Origin of the sequence: Frigoribacterium sp. Leaf186 (assembly GCF_001423905.1) — a bacterium.
Taxonomy (GTDB): domain Bacteria; phylum Actinomycetota; class Actinomycetes; order Actinomycetales; family Microbacteriaceae; genus Frigoribacterium.
Map to the genome: position 1 here is coordinate 368618 of NZ_LMPQ01000010.1, position 18627 is coordinate 387244.

The following is an 18627-nucleotide window of genomic DNA, read 5'->3' on the forward strand; positions in this document are numbered from 1 at the left end:
GCAGCAGCGACAGCCCCGAGCCGATCATGGTCGCCATCTGGCGCGACATGACCGCGATGTCCTTCATCTTGACCGCGCGGTCGCCGAGCCCGGGGATCGACACCTCGCGCTGCAGGCCCGTGCCGGCGCCCGCCTCGCTGATCGAGATCGGCTGCACGCCCATCGTGCGCAGGCGGGTGATGACCGCGCCCTCGCTCGAGGCGTCGACCTTGCCCTTGACGACCTTGCCGGCCCCGTCCCGCCCCTTGTAGGCGTAGGCGACTGCCCCGGCCATCAGGCGGCCCCGCCCGAGAACGAGTCGCCGAAGTCGATGCCGCTGTCGAGGCCCTGGCTCTCGGACTTGTTGATCACGCGCGTCACGAGGCGGTCGAACCCTTCACGGTCGTGCACCTTCTCCATGGCGGCCTTGTGCGTCACCACACCGGTGTTCACCAGGTCGGCGAGCTTCTGGTCCATGGTGTGCATGCCGAGGTCACGGCCCGCCTGCATCGACGAGGCGATCTGGTACGTCTTGCCCTCGCGCACGAGGTTGCCGATGGCGGGGGTCATCATCATGATCTCGGTCGCCACGACCCGGCCGCGGCCGCTCGCCTTGGGCAGCAGCGTCTGGCAGACGACGCCCTGCAGCGTCGAGGCGAGCTGCGTCCGCACCTGGTCCTGCTGGTACGGCGGGAACACGTCGATGACGCGGTCGATGGTCTGCGCCGCGCTCTGCGTGTGCAGGGTCGCGAACACGAGGTGGCCGGTCTCGGCGGCGGTCAGCGCGACCGAGATGGTCTCGAGGTCGCGGAGCTCGCCGATCAGGATGACGTCGGGGTCCTGGCGCAGCACGTGCTTGAGCGCCGCCGCGAAGCTGTGCGTGTCGTGGCCGACCTCGCGCTGGTTGACGAGCGACTTCTTGTGCTGGTGCATGAACTCGATCGGGTCCTCGACCGTCACGATGTGGTCGGCCCGCGTGCGGTTGACCAGGTCGATCAGGGCGGCGAGCGTCGTCGACTTGCCCGAGCCCGTGGGGCCCGTGACGAGCACCAGGCCACGCGGCAGCTTGGCGAAGGTCGACACCGACTCGGGCACGCCCAGGTCGCCGAGCTGCTTGATCTCGGTCGGGATGAGTCGGAACGCCGCCCCCAGCGAGCCGCGCTGCTGGTAGAAGTTCACGCGGAACCGCGACTCGTCCGAGAGCGAGTACGCGAAGTCGAGCTCGAGCTCGTCGTCGAAGCGCTGCTGCTGCTCGGGCGTCAGCAGGCTCTCGAGCGCCGTGCGCACGATGGCCGCGTCCCACACGGCGCCGCCGGTCAGGGCGGGACGCAGGTCGCCGTCGACCCGGATCGTCGGCATCGCGTCGGTCGTGACGTGGAGGTCGGAGGCGTTCTGCAGCACGACCTGGATCAGCGCCGAGACGAGGCCGGCGTGCGCGTGGTCGCGCGGGTGGCGGTGCAGCTCGATGCCGTGGAAGTCGGCGGTGTGCTCCGGCGTCGTGAGCGCGGCGGTCGGCGCGTCGGCGGCGACGTGCTGCGGGGCCGGGGCGTCCCAGGCCGACGCTCCGGTCGGGCTGGCCGGTGCGACCTCGGCCGACGGGAAGACGACACCGGCCGAGGCGAACGGCGAGGCCGCCGTGCCGGGCGTCGCCGAGGCCGCGCCGGGGGACGCCGTGGACGCGAGGTCGGTCGCGGAACCGGCCCGCGCCTCCTGCGTGGGGGTGGCCTGAGCCCGGGAGGCGCGGATGGGGTCGTCGAAGCGGGGGTCGACCCAGCCGGGTCGCGTCGCCGAGGGCAGCACGTGGCCGGCGGGCGGCGGGCTGAGCGGCGCCGGGGCCGTCGCCGCCGGAGCGGCCACCGAGGACGGCGCGGCGGCCGACGACGGGGCCGCCGACGGGCGGGGCAGGACGGGCGACGGGCCGGTGTCGGGGACGAGCAGGGCCTCCTGGTCGGCGAGCGCGGCCTTGTCGACCAGCGCCTCGGCCAGGCGGGCGGCCCGACGGCTGGACGGCGCGCGGGTGGGCGTCCAGCCCATGACCGGGTCCTGGCCGCCGTCGAGGCTGTAGACGGGCGACGGGGCGACGGCACCGGGCGAGGCGGGGGCCGGCGGGAACGACGACGAGGCGGCGGACGGGGTGGTCGTCGGCGCCGTGGCGGTGGCCGTCGTCGACGACCGCACCTCGTTGCCCGGGCGGCCGGGCGTCCAGCCCGCCAGGGCGGCGGCCTCGGCGGCCGCGTCGTCGGGGATGTCGTAGATCGAAGCGCTCATGCGAGGGCCCCCTCGTGGTCGGTCCGGACTCGGCCGGAGGCAGGCGTCACGCGACGACCCGCAGGATCTCTTCGACGCTGGTGAGGCCGAGCTTGGCCTTCTCCCAGCCGTCCTGACGCAGGCTCAACATGCCCTGCTCGCGGGCGACCCGGCCGATCTCGGCGCTGGACGCGCGGCTCACCGCGAGCCGCTCGATGTCTTCGGAGACGCTCATCACCTCGTGCAGGGCGATGCGGCCGCGGTACCCGGTGTTGGAGCACTGCTGGCAGCCGACGGGCTGGTACACCGTCGGGTTCTCATCGGGCTCGACCCGGAACTTCAGGTGCGCGAGCTGCAGCGGCGAGTAGGCCGTGGGCGTCTTGCACCGGTCGCAGAGCCGACGCGCCAGGCGCTGGGCGACGACGCAGTCGATCGCCGACCCGACCAGGAACGGCTCGATGCCCATCTCGGTGAGCCGGGTGATGGCACTCGGCGCGTCGTTGGTGTGCAGGGTGCTCAACACGAGGTGGCCGGTGAGGGACGCCTCGATGGCGATCTGGGCCGTCTCGTGGTCACGGATCTCGCCGAGCAGCACGACGTCGGGATCGGACCGCAGGATGCTGCGGAGCGCACTCGCGAAGGTCAGGCCCGCCTTGGGGTTGACCTGCACCTGGTTGATGCCCTTCATGCGGTACTCGACCGGGTCCTCGACCGTGATGACGTTGATCTCGGGGCGGGCCACGGCGTTCAGCGTCGTGTACAGCGTCGTCGACTTGCCCGAACCCGTGGGGCCGGTGACGAGGATCATGCCGTACGGCTTCGAGTACGACTCGGCGTAGACGTCGAAGTTGCGCTCGAGCAGGTTGAGGTCGCGCAGGCTCATCGACGTGTTCGAGTTGTCGAGGATGCGCATGACGACCTTCTCGCCCCACACGGTCGGCAGCGTCGCCACGCGCAGGTCGATCTGTCGCCCGCCGTGGCGCACCGACATGCGGCCGTCCTGCGGCTTGCGGCGCTCGGCGATGTCGATCTCGCTCATGATCTTGAGTCGCGAGATGACGCCGTTCTGGATCGCCTTCGGCGCCGGCTGCATCTCGTGCAGCACGCCGTCGATGCGGTAACGGATGCGAACGTCGGTCTCGGACGGCTCGATGTGGATGTCCGAGGCGTGGTCGGTGATGGCCTGGCTGACGAGGAGGTTGACGAAGCGCACGATGGGCACGTCGTCGTCGGGACCGTCCGTGATGTCGGCCGTCGTCTCGTGCGCCTTCTCCTCTTCGAGGGTCGACGTGAGGTCGTTCAGCTCGTCGTCGGCCCGCAGGTAGCGGTCGATCGCGGCGCGCAGGTCGTTCTTCTCGGCGACGACGGGGTCGACGCCCATGCGGAGGCCGGCGCGGACGTCGTCGATGGCGAACACGTCGCCCGGATCCTCCATGGCGAGGATCAGCGCGCCGTCGCGCACCCCGATCGGCAGCACCTTGTGGCGGCGGCAGACGGCCGCGGGCACCATCGTCACGGCCGAACGGTCCACCGGGTAGTCGATCAGCTCGACGAAGTCCAGGTCGGCTGCGGTCGCCCGCGCGCGGGCGACCTGCATCTCGGTGACGACCCCTCGCGACAGCAGGTCGCGGATGGAGGCTTCCTCCTCGGCGGGGCCGCGCGGGATCACGTCGAGCTGCTCGATCGGCAACAGCCCGTGCAAGATCAGGATCTCGGTCATGGAAGCCACGCGTACCTCCTCGGAAGTACAGGGCCTCGGGGGTAGGACGACGAGGCCGTTCGACGCTCGGGGTCGGGACCGAGCTTGCCTCACGCTACGGCCGGGGCGTCGTCGCCGACACGTCCCAGAGCGGGTGCCCCTCGAAGGGGTGCAGGCCGACCGGGGGCACGACGAAGGGCCCCGGTCCGCACGAGGTGCGGGCCGGGGCCCTTCGAGGCGAGGCCTTCGGGAGGCGCGGTGGGGGTCAGACCCTCACCGCGCCTCCTTCAGTCGCTCAGTTGTAGGTGCCGGGCGTGAAGTCGTCCGACGAGAACGAGTCGAAGTCCACGAAGCTCAGGTCGGCTTCGTTGAACGACGCATCGTCGGTGAAGACGCGGTTGGGGTACCGCTCGGCCTTCGCCTCTTCCGTCGCCTCGACCGACACGTCGCGGTAACGCGACAGGCCGGTGCCCGCGGGGATGAGCTTTCCGATGATGACGTTCTCCTTCAGACCGACCAGCGGGTCGCTCTTGCCCTCCATCGCCGCCTGCGTCAGGACGCGGGTCGTCTCTTGGAAGGACGCGGCCGACAGCCACGACTCGGTCGCCAGCGAGGCCTTCGTGATGCCCATGACCTCTTGACGAGCGGACGCGGTCCGCTTGCCCTCGGTCAGTGCCGCACGGTTGATCTCGTTGTACTTCGACCGGTCGACGAGCTCACCGGGCAGCAGGTCGGTGTCGGCGTGGTCGACGACGGTGACCTTGCGGAGCATCTGACGGACGATGACCTCGATGTGCTTGTCGTGGATCGGCACGCCCTGCGAGCGGTAGACGTCCTGGACGCCACCCACGAGGTGCTGCTGCACCGCGCGGACGCCCTTGACCCGGAGGACCTCTTTCGGGTCGACCGCACCGGCGATGATCTGCTCACCGAGCTCGACGTGCTGACCGTCCTCGACGAGGAGGGTCGAACGCTTGAGCACGGGGTAGATCACTTCTTCGTCGCCGTTGTCGGGCTGCAGGATGACGCGGCGAGCCTTGTCGGTGTCTTCGATCGTGATGCGACCGGCCGAGTCGGCGATCGGGGACGCACCCTTGGGGGTACGGGCCTCGAACAGCTCGGTCACGCGGGGCAGACCCTGCGTGATGTCGTCGGCCGAGGCCGAACCACCGGTGTGGAAGGTGCGCATGGTCAGCTGCGTGCCGGGCTCACCGATCGACTGGGCCGCGATGATGCCGACGGCCTCACCGATGTCGACCAGGTTGCCGGTGGCCAGCGAACGGCCGTAGCACTGGGCGCAGACGCCGACGGCGGCCTCGCAGGTGAGGACGGATCGGACCTTGATGGTCTCGACGCCTGCTGCCACGAGCTCGTCGATCAGCACGTCTCCGACGTCGGCGCCGGCCTCGGCCAGCACCGTGCCCTTGGCGTCGACCGCGGCTGCCGCGAGCGACCGTGCGAACACGGTGTTCTCGACGGTCGCGTCGCGCACCATGACGCCGTTGACGTCGGGTGCGGCGATCGGCATCTCGAGGCCACGCGAGGTGCCACAGTCGTCTTCACGGATGATGACGTCCTGCGACACGTCGACGAGACGACGGGTCAGGTACCCCGAGTCGGCCGTACGGAGGGCCGTGTCGGCCAGACCCTTGCGGGCACCGTGCGTCGCGATGAAGTACTCGGCCACCGACAGACCCTCGCGGTACGACGAGATGATCGGGCGGGGGATGATGTCACCCTTCGGGTTGTTCACCAGGCCTCGCATGCCGGCGATGTTGCGCACCTGCAGCCAGTTACCACGAGCACCCGACGTCACCATGCGGTTGATGGTGTTGTCGACCGGGAAGTTCGACCGCATCTCGGCGGCGACCTCGTTCGTGGCCTCCGTCCAGATCTTGATCAGGTCGGCACGACGCTCGGCGTCGGAGATGAGGCCCTTGTCGAACTCGGACTGCACCGCCGCGGCCTGCTTCTCGTAGCCCGCGACGATCTCGGGCTTGCGGGGAGGCGTGAGCACGTCGGACAGCGCCACGGTGACACCCGAACGCGAGGCCCAGTAGAAGCCCGCGTCCTTGATGTTGTCGAGGGCTGCCGCGACGGCGACCTTCGGGTAGCGCTCGGCGAGGTCGTTGACGATCGTCGAGAGCATGCCCTTGTCGGTCACCTGCTGCACGAACGGGTAGTCCGCCGGCAGGTTCTCGTTGAAGAGCGCGCGACCGAGGGTCGTCTCGAGCAGGATGTCCTGCCCGACCTCGTAGCCCTCGGGAGCCTCGCCCTCGGCGAAGTGCACGCCGTTCATGCGGATCTTGACCATCGCGTTGAGGTCGAGCGAGCCCTGGTCCTTCGCGAGGATCGCCTCGGCGACCGACGAGAAGGCACGGCCTTCGCCCTCGGCACCCTCGGTGACCGTCGTGAGGTAGTGCAGGCCGATGATCATGTCCTGTGCGGGCAGGGTCACCGGACGACCGTCGGACGGCTTCAGGATGTTGTTCGACGCGAGCATCAGGATGCGCGCCTCGGCCTGGGCCTCGACGGACAGCGGCAGGTGCACGGCCATCTGGTCACCGTCGAAGTCGGCGTTGAACGCCGCGCAGACGAGCGGGTGCAGCTGGATGGCCTTGCCCTCGACCAGCTGGGGCTCGAACGCCTGGATGCCGAGACGGTGCAGGGTGGGTGCACGGTTCAGCAGCACGGGGCGCTCACGGATGATCTCTTCGAGGACGTCCCAGACCTGCGGGCGCGAACGCTCGACCATGCGCTTGGCCGACTTGATGTTCTGAGCGTGGCTCAGGTCGATCAGGCGCTTGATGACGAACGGCTTGAAGAGCTCGAGGGCCATCTGCTTGGGCAGACCGCACTGGTGCAGCTTCAGCGTCGGGCCGACGATGATGACCGAACGACCCGAGTAGTCGACGCGCTTGCCGAGCAGGTTCTGGCGGAAGCGACCCTGCTTTCCCTTGAGCATGTCGCTCAGGGACTTCAGGGCGCGGTTGCCGGTACCGGTGACGGGGCGACCACGACGACCGTTGTCGAACAGGGCGTCGACGGCCTCTTGCAGCATGCGCTTCTCGTTGTTCACGATGATCTCGGGGGCACCGAGGTCGAGCAGGCGACGGAGGCGGTTGTTGCGGTTGATCACGCGACGGTAGAGGTCGTTCAGGTCGCTGGTCGCGAAGCGGCCACCGTCCAGCTGCACCATCGGGCGCAGCTCGGGCGGGATGACCGGGACGACGTCGAGGACCATGGCGGCCGGCGAGTTGCCGGTGGCCAGGAACGAGCTGACGACGCGCAGGCGCTTGATGGCGCGGATCTTCTTCTGACCCTTGCCCTCGGAGATCTGCAGGTGGAGGTTCTCGGCCTCGGTGGTGAGGTCGAAGGCCTCGAGGCGCTTCTTGATCGCCTCGGCGCCCATGTGGGCCTCGAAGTAGATGCCGAAGCGGTCCTGCAGCTCGTGGAAGACGGCGTCCTCGGGCTTGAGGTCGCCGACCTTGAGGTTGCGGAAGTCCTCCCACACGCGCTCGAGGCGGTTGATGTCCTCGTCGAACGACTTGCGGGTCTGCGACATCTCTTTCTCGGCGCCGTCCTTCGCACGACGCTTCTGGTCGCTCTTCGCGCCTTCTTCCTCGAGGACGGCCAGGTCGTCCTCGAGCTTCTTCAGGCGGTCGGCGATGCGCGTGTCGCGCTGCGACTCGAGCTGCTTGATCTCGAGGCGGAGCTCGTTCTCGAGCCCGGGCATGTCGGCGTGACGGCCCTCTTCGTCGATCGAGATGACCATGTAGGCCGCGAAGTAGATGACCTTCTCCAGGTCTTTCGGGGCCATGTCGAGCAGGTAGCCCAAGCGCGAGGGGACGCCCTTGAAGTACCAGATGTGCGTGACGGGGGCGGCGAGCTCGATGTGGCCCATGCGCTCACGACGCACGGACGACTTGGTGACCTCGACGCCGCAGCGCTCGCAGACGATGCCCTTGAAGCGGACGCGCTTGTACTTGCCGCACGCGCACTCCCAGTCACGCGAGGGCCCGAAGATCTGCTCTCCGAAGAGGCCGTCCTTCTCGGGCTTCAGCGTGCGGTAGTTGATGGTCTCCGGCTTCTTGACCTCACCGTGCGACCAGGCACGGATGTTCTCGGCAGTGGCGAGGCCGATCCGCAGCTCGTCGAAAGTTGTTGCTTCGATCAAAATTTAATCCCTTGTCAGATGTATCGACGTGTCGTTGTGGGAAGGGGGCTTAGATCTCGTCGACGTTCGACGATTCGAAGCGGGAGGAGATGTTGATGCCGAGCTCTTCGGCGGCACGGAAGACCTCGTCGTCCGTGTCGCGCAGGCTGACCGTCTGGCCGTCGGCCGAGAGGACCTCGACGTTCAAGCAGAGCGACTGCATCTCTTTGATGAGGACCTTGAAGCTCTCGGGGATGCCGGGCTCCTGGATGTTCTCGCCCTTGACGATGGCTTCGTACACCTTCACGCGGCCGAGGATGTCGTCCGACTTGATGGTCAGGAGCTCTTGCAGCGCGTACGCGGCGCCGTAGGCCTCGAGGGCCCAGACCTCCATCTCGCCGAAGCGCTGACCACCGAACTGTGCTTTACCACCCAGCGGCTGCTGCGTGATCATCGAGTACGGGCCCGTCGAACGCGCGTGGATCTTGTCGTCGACGAGGTGGTGCAGCTTCAGGATGTACATGTAACCGACCGAGATCGGGTTCGGGAACGGCTCACCCGAGCGACCGTCGAACAGGCGCGCCTTGCCGGACGAACCGATCAGGCGCTCACCGTCGCGGGTCGGCAGGGTCGAGTCGAGCAGACCCTCGATCTCGCGCTCGGCGGCACCGTCGAACACCGGGGTGGCGACCTTCGTGCCGGGAGCGGCGCTGAGCGCCTCTTCCGGCAGGTTCTTCGCCCACTCCTGGATGCCCTCGACGTTCCAGCCCTGCGCGGCGATCCACCCGAGGTGGATCTCGAGCACCTGGCCGAAGTTCATGCGGCCGGGCACGCCGAGCGGGTTGAGGATGATGTCGACGGGGGTGCCGTCGGCGAGGAAGGGCATGTCCTCGACGGGGAGGATCGTCGAGATGACGCCCTTGTTGCCGTGACGACCGGCGAGCTTGTCACCCGCGGTGATCTTGCGCTTCTGGGCGATGAACACGACCACGCGCTGGTTCACGCCCGAGCCGAGCTCGTCGTCGCCGTCCTGCGAGTCGAACACCTTGACGCCGATGACCGTTCCTTGCTCGCCGTGGGGCACCTTCAGGGACGTGTCGCGGACCTCGCGGCTCTTCTCGTTGAAGATCGCACGCAGCAGGCGCTCTTCGGCACTGAGCTCGGTCTCGCCCTTGGGCGTGACCTTGCCGACGAGGATGTCGCCGGGGCGCACCTCGGCGCCGATGCGGATGATGCCGCGCTCGTCGAGGTCGGCCAGCAGATCGGGGCTGACGTTGGGGAGGTCACGGGTGATCTCCTCCTTGCCGAGCTTCGTGTCGCGGGCGTCGACTTCGTACTCCTCGATGTGGATCGACGAGAGCGTGTCGTCCTTCACGAGGTTCTGCGACAGGATCATCGCGTCCTCGTAGTTGTAGCCCTCCCACGGCATGAACGCGACGAGCAGGTTCTTGCCGAGCGCGAGCTCGCCGTTCTCGGTCGCGGGACCGTCGGCGATGACCTCGCCGACCTCGACCCGCTGGCCGGCGTCGACGATCACGCGGTGGTTGTAGCTCGCACCCTGGTTCGAACGGTCGAACTTGCGCAGGTAGTAGTCCTGCGTGCCGCCTTCGTCGAGCTGCACGGTGACGACGTCGGCCGACACCTCGGAGACCACGCCCGCGGCGTCGGCGGTGACGACGTCACCGGCGTCGATCGCGGTGTAGCCCTCCATGCCGGTGCCGACGAGGGGGCTCTCGCTGCGGACGAGCGGGACGGCCTGACGCTGCATGTTGGCACCCATCAGGGCGCGGTTCGCGTCGTCGTGCTCGAGGAACGGGATCAGCGACGTGGCCACCGACACCATCTGGCGCGGCGAGACGTCCATGTAGTCGACCTCGGCCTTGTCGACGAGCTCGACCTCGCCGCCCTTCTTGCGGACGAGCACCTTGTCGTCGACGAAGTCGAAGGCGTCGTTCAGGGGCGCGTTCGCCTGGGCGACGACGTAGTCGTCCTCTTCGGAGGCGGTGAGGTAGTCGATCGTCGTGGTGACGTTGCCCTTCTCCACGCGACGGTACGGCGTCTCGATGAAGCCGAACGAGTTGATGCGGGCGAACGACGCCAGCGAACCGATCAGACCGATGTTCGGGCCTTCAGGGGTCTCGATCGGGCACATGCGGCCGTAGTGCGAGGGGTGGACGTCGCGGACCTCGACGCCGGCACGCTCACGCGACAGACCACCCGGGCCGAGCGCGCTGAGGCGACGCTTGTGCGTCAGACCCGACAGCGGGTTGTTCTGGTCCATGAACTGCGACAGCTGCGACGTACCGAAGAACTCCTTGATCGCGGCGACGACGGGGCGCACGTTGATCAGGGTCTGCGGCGTGATCGCCTCGATGTCTTGCGTGGTCATGCGCTCGCGGACGACGCGCTCCATGCGCGACAGGCCGGTGCGGACCTGGTTCTGGATCAGCTCGCCGACCGCGCGGATGCGACGGTTGCCGAAGTGGTCGATGTCGTCGACGTCGAGGCGCAGCTGGACGGGCTCGCCGTCGCGCGTGCCGTCCATCGACTTCTCTTCGGCGTGCAGCGACACGAGGTACTTGATCGTCGCGACGATGTCGTCGACGGTCAGGACCGAGTCGCCGAGCGGCGCGTCGATGCCGAGCTTGCGGTTGATCTTGTAACGACCCACCTTGGCCAGGTCGTAGCGCTTGTGGTTGAAGTAGAAGTTGTCGAGGAGCGCACGCGCGGCCTCGGCAGCGACCTGCTCGCCCGGGCGCAGCTTGCGGTAGATGTCCTTGAGCGCCTCTTCTTTGGTGAGGATGGCGTCCTTCTCGAGGGTCGCCTCGATCGAGGCGAAGCCCTTGAACTCCTCCATGATCTCTTCGCTCGTCAGGCCGAGGGCCTTGAGGAAGACGGTGACGCTCTGCTTGCGCTTGCGGTCGATGCGCACGCCGACCTGGTCGCGCTTGTCGATCTCGAACTCGAGCCAGGCACCACGGCTCGGGATGACGCGAGCCGAGTAGATGTCCTTGTCGCTGGTCTTGTCGGAGGCGCGCTCGAAGTAGACGCCCGGGCTGCGGACGAGCTGCGAGACGACGACACGCTCGGTGCCGTTGATGATGAACGTGCCCCGCTCGGTCATGAGCGGGAAGTCGCCCATGAAGACCGTCTGGGTCTTGATCTCACCGGTGAGGTGGTTCATGAACTCGGCGTTCACGTAGAGCGGCGCGGCGTAGGTCTTGCCACGCTCTTTGCACTCGTCGATCGTGTACTTGGGCTCTTCGAGCTCGGGAGCCGTGAACGAGAGCTGCATGGTCTCGCCGAGGTCTTCGATCGGCGAGATCTCTTCGAAGATCTCTTCCAGGCCCGAGTGGAGGGCCAGGTCGGTGCGACCCTGCTCGGTCGCCTCGGCGAGGCGGTCCTTCCAGATGTCGTTGCCGACGAGCCAGTCGAAGCTCTCGGTCTGCAGCGCGAGCAGGTCGGGGACCGTCAGCGTGTCGGTGATCTTGGCGAACGAGAGCCGCGATGCGTTGCGACCGTTCTTGGGTGAATTGGTGGATGCGTTGTTCGCAGCAGCCAAGGAAGTAACCTCCGTGGACCCCGTCGGGTCATCACTGTCGGACAGTATGTGGTGAGTGTGTGAACGGCCCTACCCGGCGGACACCATCCACCCCGCCGTCATATTCGGGGGTGGGTGTCTCGAGACGTTGTCGACCGCAATATGACGACAGGACGCACGGGGAGCGCAAAGGTCCATACTAGGTCGCCCCGGACACGCCTGGCAAGCCCTGTCGTTGACCTTTCGCTCGAGCTTCGGTATAACCCGGGCGCATGCACAGGCATTCCTCGGGATGCGGGACCGCGCGCGCCTCCTGGTCCGGGTGATGGGAGGCTGGACGCATGGCCGCACAGCACGACGAACCGCCCGTCGAGATCTCGATCGAGGCGGGCCTCGCCCGCGTGGACGAGGACCGACACCGGCCGGGCTCGTACACGCTCGTCGTCGACGGCACGCCCCAGTCGCACGTCGACCTCGACGACCCGACGCACCTGGCGTTCGAGTACGTCCGACGCATCGGCCACGCCGTCGACCTGCTGCCCGAGGGGCCGGTGACGGCGCTGCACCTCGGGGCGGGCGCGCTGACCCTGCCGCGCTACGTCGAGGCCACCCGGCCGGGCTCGCGCCAGCAGGTGATCGAGCTCGAGGCCGACCTCGTGGCCCTGGTGCGCGAGACGCTGCCGCTGCCGCGCGGGGCCTCGATCCGGGTGCGCTACGGCGACGCCCGCGAGGTCATGGTGAAGTTGCCCGCCGGGCTGCGTGGCACGGTCGACCTGCTGATCGTCGACGTGTTCGGGGGCTCGCAGATCCCCGCGCACGTGACGTCGCTCGAGTTCTACACGGCGGCGGCCGAGTTCCTGTCGCCGACCGGCATGCTCATCGTCAACTCGGCCGACGGCGCCGGCCTGGCCTTCGCCCGGGGGCAGGCGTCGACCCTCGCCACCGTCTTCGAGCACGTCGTCGCCGTCGCCGACCCGGCCACGCTCAAGGGCCGCCGCTTCGGCAACGTCGTCCTGATCGGGTCGCCGTCGCCGCTGCCGACCGACCGCATGCCGCGGCTCTACTCGTCGGACCCGCTGCCGGCGAAGGTCGTCCACGGCCGCGAGCTGCGCGACTTCGTCGCCGGGGCGCCCGTCGTCACCGACGCCACGGCCGTGCCGTCGCCCGAGCCGTCGCGGAGCGTGTTCGGGGCGCGCTGACCGGGGCGCGGCCTGTTTGCCGCATCCCGCCACGATGTGGGTACGACGCCACGCAAAAGGGTGGCGGTGTGTTCATTTCGTGGCGGCGTGGCGGCGTCACGGTCCGACCGGGCCCATGCGACGAGTGCGGTCCTACTGGTCGGCGCGGGGCGCGGGGGCGCCGAGGGCGGCGCGCAGGCGGGCCTCGGCGTCGTCGGGGGCCTTCGCCGCCTCCACGTTGGCCTCGGTCACGGCCTTGATGACCTCTTCGCGCTGGATCTTCACGCCGCGGGGCGCGTCGATGCCGATGCGCACGCCGTCGCCACGGGAGTCGAGCACCGTGATGACGATGTCGTCGCCGATCACGATGCGTTCTCCGACCTTGCGTGTCAGCACCAGCATCGGGCCAGCTTACTGAGCGCGGGGCCGTCCGGTCGCGACGACAGGCAGGAGGCGCGGGTCGGCGACCACGAGGAGGCGGCGGCCACGGGGCACCACCGCGGCAGGACGGCGACCGCAGGAGGCGCGGCTCAGCGGCCCGCGCCTCCTTCGCGCCAGCCCACCGGCACGCCGAGCAGGTGCACCGTGCCCGGGGTCGCCGTGTCGTCCTCGCCGACCACCGCGGCCGCCGCCACGGGCGCGACCGCGCGGACGGCCTCGACCCAGCGGGCCGTGTCGTCGTGCTTGCGTCCGACGTCGACCGCGACCCAGACCTGGTCGGCGGCGATCGCCTCGAGGGTGGCGGGGGCCGCGGCGTCCCAGGCGAGGGCCGTCACGACGGCCGAGTTCTCGTGCACGCCGGTCGCCCGGGCCAGGATGCCGCTGCGACGGTCGGACACGTCGACCGACCGGAGTCCGAAGGTCGACGCCATCTGGGCGGCCACGCGGAACGCGTCGCCGGGGCGACCGACCACGACGACGAGGTCGCCTGCCCCGCGCGACACGTCGGGGGCGGGCGGCACGCCCGGGGTGGCCACGGCCCGGGCCTGCGCGGCGAGGGCGTCGGCGGCGGCCGCGAGCGAGGCGGCCGTGCGGCGGGGAGCGGCCCCGTACGGCGCGTCGGGGTCGGCGGCGTCACCGTCGGCGAAGGCGGAGGCGCCCGCGGCACCGGCGGCAGCACCGGCAGCACCGGCCGCCGGCGCGATGCCGTTGAAGGTGAGGTCGTCCATGATCGAGGCGAAGGCGTCGGTGCGCGTCGACACGTCGACCGGGGGCGCGACCGGCACCGCACCTCCTGCGGTCGCCGCCGAGGCCGTCGAGGCGGTCGCCGCCGCCGAGGCAGCGCCCCCGCCCGCCGCAGCGGCCGCCCGGGCGGCCCGACGGGGGCTCACCGGCGCGGCCGACCCGGTCAGCACGTCGTCGAACCCGTCACGCACCGGGGTGCTCGAGGCGACCGCGTCACCGGGGGCCATCGACGCCGACCACGCGGCCCGCGGCACGGGCGTGCCCGACCGCAGGGCGTCCTCGGCCTCGTCGGCCGAGGCCAGCAGCGCCGCGATGCCCGCGCGTTCGGCCGGCACCGGCGTCGTGATGCGCACGCGGGCGACGGGCAGGTCGATCGCGGGGTCGGGCACCTCGACGGTGACCTCGTAGTGCTTGCGGGCGAAGAAGCCGGCGACTCCCCCGACGGTGACCTTCTGGGCGGCGACGATGCGCGCCGAGGCGCCGTGGGTCGCCCGCACCTCGCGGCGCAGCTCGTCGAGCGAGTCGCCGGTCATGACGATCGTGGTCGCCATCTCAGGCCACGATCGAGTCGGTCGCGCGGACGACGCCGACGGTCTCGATGGTCGACCCGGCGGCGGTGGCCTCCTGGTACGAGAGCACGGGCAGGCCGTTCTGCTGGGCCGAGACGAGCCGGTGGATCGCCGGTCGCAGCGCCGGCGCGCAGACCAGCACCGCGCCGAGCCCCTGCGCCTCGACCGCCTGCACGGCCTCGCGCAGCGAGCCGAGCACCTGCTCGACCCGGTGGCCGTCGAGCAGGATCTGGGTGCCCTGGTCGCTCGGCCGCAACCCCTCGAGCATCGACTGCTCGAGGGTCGGGTCGATCATGATGACCCGCAGCACGCGCCCGTCGAGGTACTGCGCCGTGAGCGCGGGGCCCAAGGAGGCGCGGGCCGCCTCGACGAGTCCCTCCGGGTCGGTCGACACCTTGGCCCGCAGCGTCAGCCCCTCGCAGATGCGGGCGAGGTCGTTGATCGGGATGCGCTCGGCGAGCAGCCCCTGCAGGACGCGCTGCAGCTCGGCGAGCGAGAGCATGTTCGGCACGAGGTCGTCGACGGCGGGTGCGTTGACCTGCTTGACGCCCTCGGTGAGCACGCGGACGTCCTCGCGGGTCAGCAGTCGGGCGGCGTTGTCGGCGATGATCGACGACAGGTGGGTGACGAGCACCGAGACGCGGTCGATCACGGTCGCGCCGGTCATCTCGGCGCTGTGCCGCATCTCGGCGGGCACCCACTTGCCGGCCAGGCCGAAGACGGGTTCGACGGTCGCGGTGCCGGGCAGCCCGTCGAGCTGGTCGCCGAGGGCGAGCACCGAGCGGGCCGGGGCCTGGCCGCGGCCGGCCTCGACGCCCGCGATTCGGATGGAGTACGTCGCGGGCGGCAGGTCGACGCTGTCGCGGGTGCGGACCGGCGGCACGACGATGCCGAGGTCGACGGCGATCTTGCGGCGCAGCGCCTTGACGCGACCGAGCAGGTCGTCCGAGCCGCCGCCGACCATGTCGACCAGGTCGGGCGCCAGCAGGATCTCGAGGGCGTGCACCCGCATCTGCTCGAGCAGGTCGTCGGTGGTGTCGGTGGGGGCGACGACCGCCGCCTGCTGTTCTGCGAGGGCCGCGCGCGCCTCCTCGGCCTTGGCGGCCACGCCGAGCCGGTACGCGACGACGAGCAAGCCGCCGCCGATCAGCAGGAAGGCGACGATCGGCATGCCGGGGATGAACCCCATGCCGATCGCGGCGACGCCGGCGACGGCGAGCGCGATGCGCGACTGGCCGAGCTGCGACGCGGCCTGTGCGCCCATCTCGGTGTCGGCGCCCGAGCGGGTGACGATCATGCCGGTCGAGACGGCCATCAGCAGGGCGGGGATCTGGGTGGTCAGGCCGTCGCCGATGGTGAGCAGGCCGTAGTGCGACAGGGCGTCGCCGATGGCCATGCCGTTCTGCAGGGCGCCGATCGCGATGCCGCCGACCAGGTTGATGATGATGATGATGATGCCGGCGATGGCGTCACCCTTGACGAACTTCGACGCGCCGTCCATCGCACCGTAGAAGTCGGCCTCGGCGCTGACGTCGGCGCGACGCTGCTTGGCGACCTCGTCGGTGATCAGGCCGGCGTTGAGGTCGGCGTCGATCGCCATCTGCTTGCCGGGCATGGCGTCGAGGGTGAAGCGCGCGCCCACCTCGGCGACGCGCTCGGCACCCTTCGTGACGACCACGAACTGGATCACGACCAGGATCAGGAAGATCACCGAGCCGATGATGATCGAGCCGCTCACCGCGACGTGGCCGAACGCGGCGATGACGTCGCCCGCGTAGCCGTCGCCCAGCACGAGCCGCGTCGACGCGACGTTCAGCCCGAGGCGGAACAGCGTCGCGACGAGCAGCAGCGACGGGAACACCGAGAAGTCGAGCGGCTTCTTGACGAACAGCGTGGTCAGCAGGATCACCAGCGCCAACAGGATGTTGAGGATGATCAGCACGTCGAGCAGCGGTGCGGGCACCGGCACGACGAGCAACAGCACGATGCCGACGATGCCGACCGGGACGGCGAGCTTGGGCAGGGTGGACTTCATCGGGTGCCTCCAGAGGTGGCGGGGCGGACGGAGCGTGGGGGCGCGGGAGGCGCGGTGCGGGAGGTCGCGGAGCCCGCGGAGCCCGCGGCGGTCGCGGCCGTCGCGGCCGTCGCGACCTCGCGGGCGATGCGGATGCGGCGCGGCACGGCGTCGGCCTCGAGCGACTCGGGGGCGAGGACGCCGGCGACCTCGTCGGCCGTCGTGACGCGGGGCGGGGTGTGCGTGCCGGTCAGCGTGCCGCGGGCCTTGAGCGCCATGACGAAGGTGAGCACGCGGGCCACGGGCGTGTAGAGGTCGACCGGGATCTCGTCGCCGAGGCCGCAGGCGGCGTGCAGGGCGCGGGTCAGGGGCACGTCGACGACGAGCGGCACGCCGTCGGCGGTGGCCTGCTCGCGGATGCGGGCCGCGACCGTGCCGGCGCCCTTCGCGACGACGCGGGGGGCCGACTTGCCGGGCTCGTACTTCACGGCGACGGCGTAGTCGGTCGGGTTGACCATGACGACGTCGGCGTCGGCGATGGCCCCGATCATGCGGTTGCGGCTCATCGCGAGCTGGCGGGACCGCCGCTGCGACTTGACCAGGGGGTCGCCGTCGCTCGACTTGTTCTCGTCCTTGACCTCTTTCTTGGTCATGCGCGTCTTCTTGCGGTTGCGACGCATGACGACGAAGACGTCGGCGAAGGCGAGCAGCAGGCCGGCCGCGATCGCCGCCCTGATCAGGATGCCGGTGCCTGCCTTGGCCTCCTCGAGCACGGCCGAGACGCTGAGCCCGCCGCCGCTCATCAGCACGGGCATGAGGCCCTGGATCGCGAACCAGAGCACGAGGCCGACGACGGTCGTCTTGATGAGGGCCTTCGCGCCGTTCCAGAGCGCCTGGGTGCCGAAGGTGTTCTTCAGGCCGTTGAGCAGGTTGAACTGCTCGTAGTTGCCGGTCATGCGCTTGATGTGGACGCCGCCCTGCACGATCGCGGTGGCGAGAACGGCCACGCCGACCACCGCGAGCATCGGCCCGATCGTGGCGGCCATCGACCCGGCGCCCTGCATCAGCTCGGTGACGACCGTCGACGAGTCGGGGTGCGCGATCGCCTGACGGATCGAGAAGATCTGGTCGACTCCGGCCGACGAGGCCCGCTCGATGGTCGACGGGATCATCACGGCGGCCGCGCCGACGCCCACCCAGGCGCTGAGGTCCTGCGACCGGGACAGCTGGCCCTTCGAGTGGACCTCTTTCATGCGCTTGTCGGTCGCGGCCTCTGAACGCTCGCCGGAGTCGTCCGCCATGTCAGCCCACCCCCAGCAGCATGTCGGCGGCGTCGCCGGTGAGCGAGGCCACGACGCCGGGCAGCGCGAGGAACACGCCGCCGGCCAGCATGACCGTCATCAGGATCTTGAGCGGGAACCCCATCGCGTAGGCGTTGAGGGCGGGCGCGACGCGCGAGAGCAGGCCGAGGCCGACGTCGGCGAGGAACAGCACGACGCAGAGCGGCCCGGCGATCTGGATCGTCGAGAGGAAGAGCTGGCTGACGCCCGTGGTGAGCAGTTCGACCGGGCGGGTGAGGTCCATGCCGAGGCCGAGCGGGACGGCGTCGAACGAGCGCGTGAGCCCGCCGATGATCAGCTGGTAGCCGCCGGTCGCGAACATCAGTGCCAGCGCAGTCATCTGGAACAACCGGGTGAACTGCGCGCCGTTGACCATCGACTGCGGGTCGAACGCCTGGGCGAGCGTGAAGCCGCCGAAGAGGTCGATCAGGCTGCCGGCGGCCTGCACCGCCGCGAAGGCGACGAACACCAAGAAGCCCAGGACGGCGCCGACGACGATCTCGAGGACGAGCGCCATGACGAACGGGCCCGTCTCGAGCGAGACGTAGCCGGGGGCGACCCGGGGGGCGACGGCGAGCGCCAGGCCGATGCCGAGCATCGCCTTCACCCGCGCTGGGAACGCCCGGTACGAGAACGGAGGCGCGACCACGATGAACGCGGTCATGCGGACGGCGGCGAGCAGCGTGGCCTCGAGCCAGCTCAGGTCGAACGACACGGTC

General features: G+C 69.8%; 10 protein-coding genes. 1 reads left to right on the top strand and 9 read right to left on the bottom strand.

The features are described from left to right. Positions 1–273 precede the first annotated feature (273 nt). The 4 genes from ASG05_RS17005 to rpoB all read right to left on the bottom strand — a co-directional run bounded on the left by ASG05_RS17005 (position 274) and on the right by rpoB (position 11643). Positions 274–2247 carry a PilT/PilU family type 4a pilus ATPase gene (locus ASG05_RS17005; protein WP_304437632.1) on the bottom strand — a complete coding sequence of 658 codons (1974 nt, stop codon included), beginning with the start codon at positions 2245–2247 and terminating at the stop codon, positions 274–276. Positions 2248–2293: 46 nt separating this feature from the next. Continuing rightward, the gene (locus ASG05_RS08485) at positions 2294–3955 is read right to left on the bottom strand and encodes a GspE/PulE family protein (RefSeq protein WP_056259755.1); all 1662 of its coding nucleotides are present in this window, start codon (positions 3953–3955) and stop codon (positions 2294–2296) included. Positions 3956–4220: 265 nt separating this feature from the next. Beyond that, positions 4221–8102, bottom strand: coding sequence for a DNA-directed RNA polymerase subunit beta' (locus ASG05_RS08490; RefSeq protein ID WP_056259757.1), 3882 nt, complete (start codon positions 8100–8102; stop codon positions 4221–4223). A 49-nt stretch (positions 8103–8151) separates the two neighbouring features. Then, positions 8152–11643 carry a DNA-directed RNA polymerase subunit beta gene (gene rpoB, locus ASG05_RS08495; protein ID WP_056259758.1) on the bottom strand — a complete coding sequence of 1164 codons (3492 nt, stop codon included), beginning with the start codon at positions 11641–11643 and terminating at the stop codon, positions 8152–8154. Between the two features lie 320 nt (positions 11644–11963). Here rpoB and ASG05_RS08500 point away from each other — a divergent pair, with 320 nt between their 5' ends. Next, positions 11964–12821, top strand: a complete 858-nt coding sequence (locus ASG05_RS08500) for a spermidine synthase (protein WP_056259760.1) — start codon at positions 11964–11966, stop codon at positions 12819–12821. A gap of 132 nt (positions 12822–12953) precedes the next feature. On the opposite strand, the gene csrA is transcribed toward ASG05_RS08500, so the two are convergent. The 5 genes from csrA to ASG05_RS08525 form a co-directional block, all read right to left on the bottom strand. Continuing rightward, on the bottom strand, positions 12954–13202 hold the full coding sequence (gene csrA, locus ASG05_RS08505; RefSeq protein ID WP_043596512.1) for a carbon storage regulator CsrA: 249 nt from the start codon (positions 13200–13202) through the stop codon (positions 12954–12956). A gap of 128 nt (positions 13203–13330) precedes the next feature. After that, a complete protein-coding gene (locus tag ASG05_RS08510; protein WP_056259762.1) occupies positions 13331–14536 on the bottom strand; it encodes a hypothetical protein in 1206 nt (401 codons plus the stop codon). Between the two features lies 1 nt (position 14537). Then, on the bottom strand, positions 14538–16589 hold the full coding sequence (locus ASG05_RS08515; protein ID WP_056259764.1) for a flagellar biosynthesis protein FlhA: 2052 nt from the start codon (positions 16587–16589) through the stop codon (positions 14538–14540). After that, positions 16586–17869 carry a flagellar biosynthesis protein FlhB gene (locus ASG05_RS08520; protein ID WP_056259766.1) on the bottom strand — a complete coding sequence of 428 codons (1284 nt, stop codon included), beginning with the start codon at positions 17867–17869 and terminating at the stop codon, positions 16586–16588. The genes ASG05_RS08515 and ASG05_RS08520 overlap by 4 nt, the downstream gene beginning before the upstream one ends. Before the next feature lies 1 nt (position 17870). Further along, positions 17871–18623, bottom strand: coding sequence for a flagellar biosynthetic protein FliR (locus ASG05_RS08525; protein ID WP_255354550.1), 753 nt, complete (start codon positions 18621–18623; stop codon positions 17871–17873). Between the last annotated feature and the right edge of the window lie 4 nt (positions 18624–18627).

Bases quoted from the DNA above. Each gene is read 5' to 3' on its own strand.
- ASG05_RS08515 (WP_056259764.1), bottom strand. From the start codon at position 16,589: ATGAAGTCCACCCTGCCCAAGCTCGCCGTCCCGGTCGGCATCGTCGGC.
- csrA (WP_043596512.1), bottom strand. From the start codon at position 13,202: ATGCTGGTGCTGACACGCAAGGTCGGAGAACGCATCGTGATCGGCGAC.
- ASG05_RS08500 (WP_056259760.1), top strand. From the start codon at position 11,964: ATGGCCGCACAGCACGACGAACCGCCCGTCGAGATCTCGATCGAGGCG.
- ASG05_RS08520 (WP_056259766.1), bottom strand. From the start codon at position 17,869: ATGGCGGACGACTCCGGCGAGCGTTCAGAGGCCGCGACCGACAAGCGC.
- ASG05_RS17005 (WP_304437632.1), bottom strand. From the start codon at position 2,247: ATGAGCGCTTCGATCTACGACATCCCCGACGACGCGGCCGCCGAGGCC.
- ASG05_RS08510 (WP_056259762.1), bottom strand. From the start codon at position 14,536: ATGGCGACCACGATCGTCATGACCGGCGACTCGCTCGACGAGCTGCGC.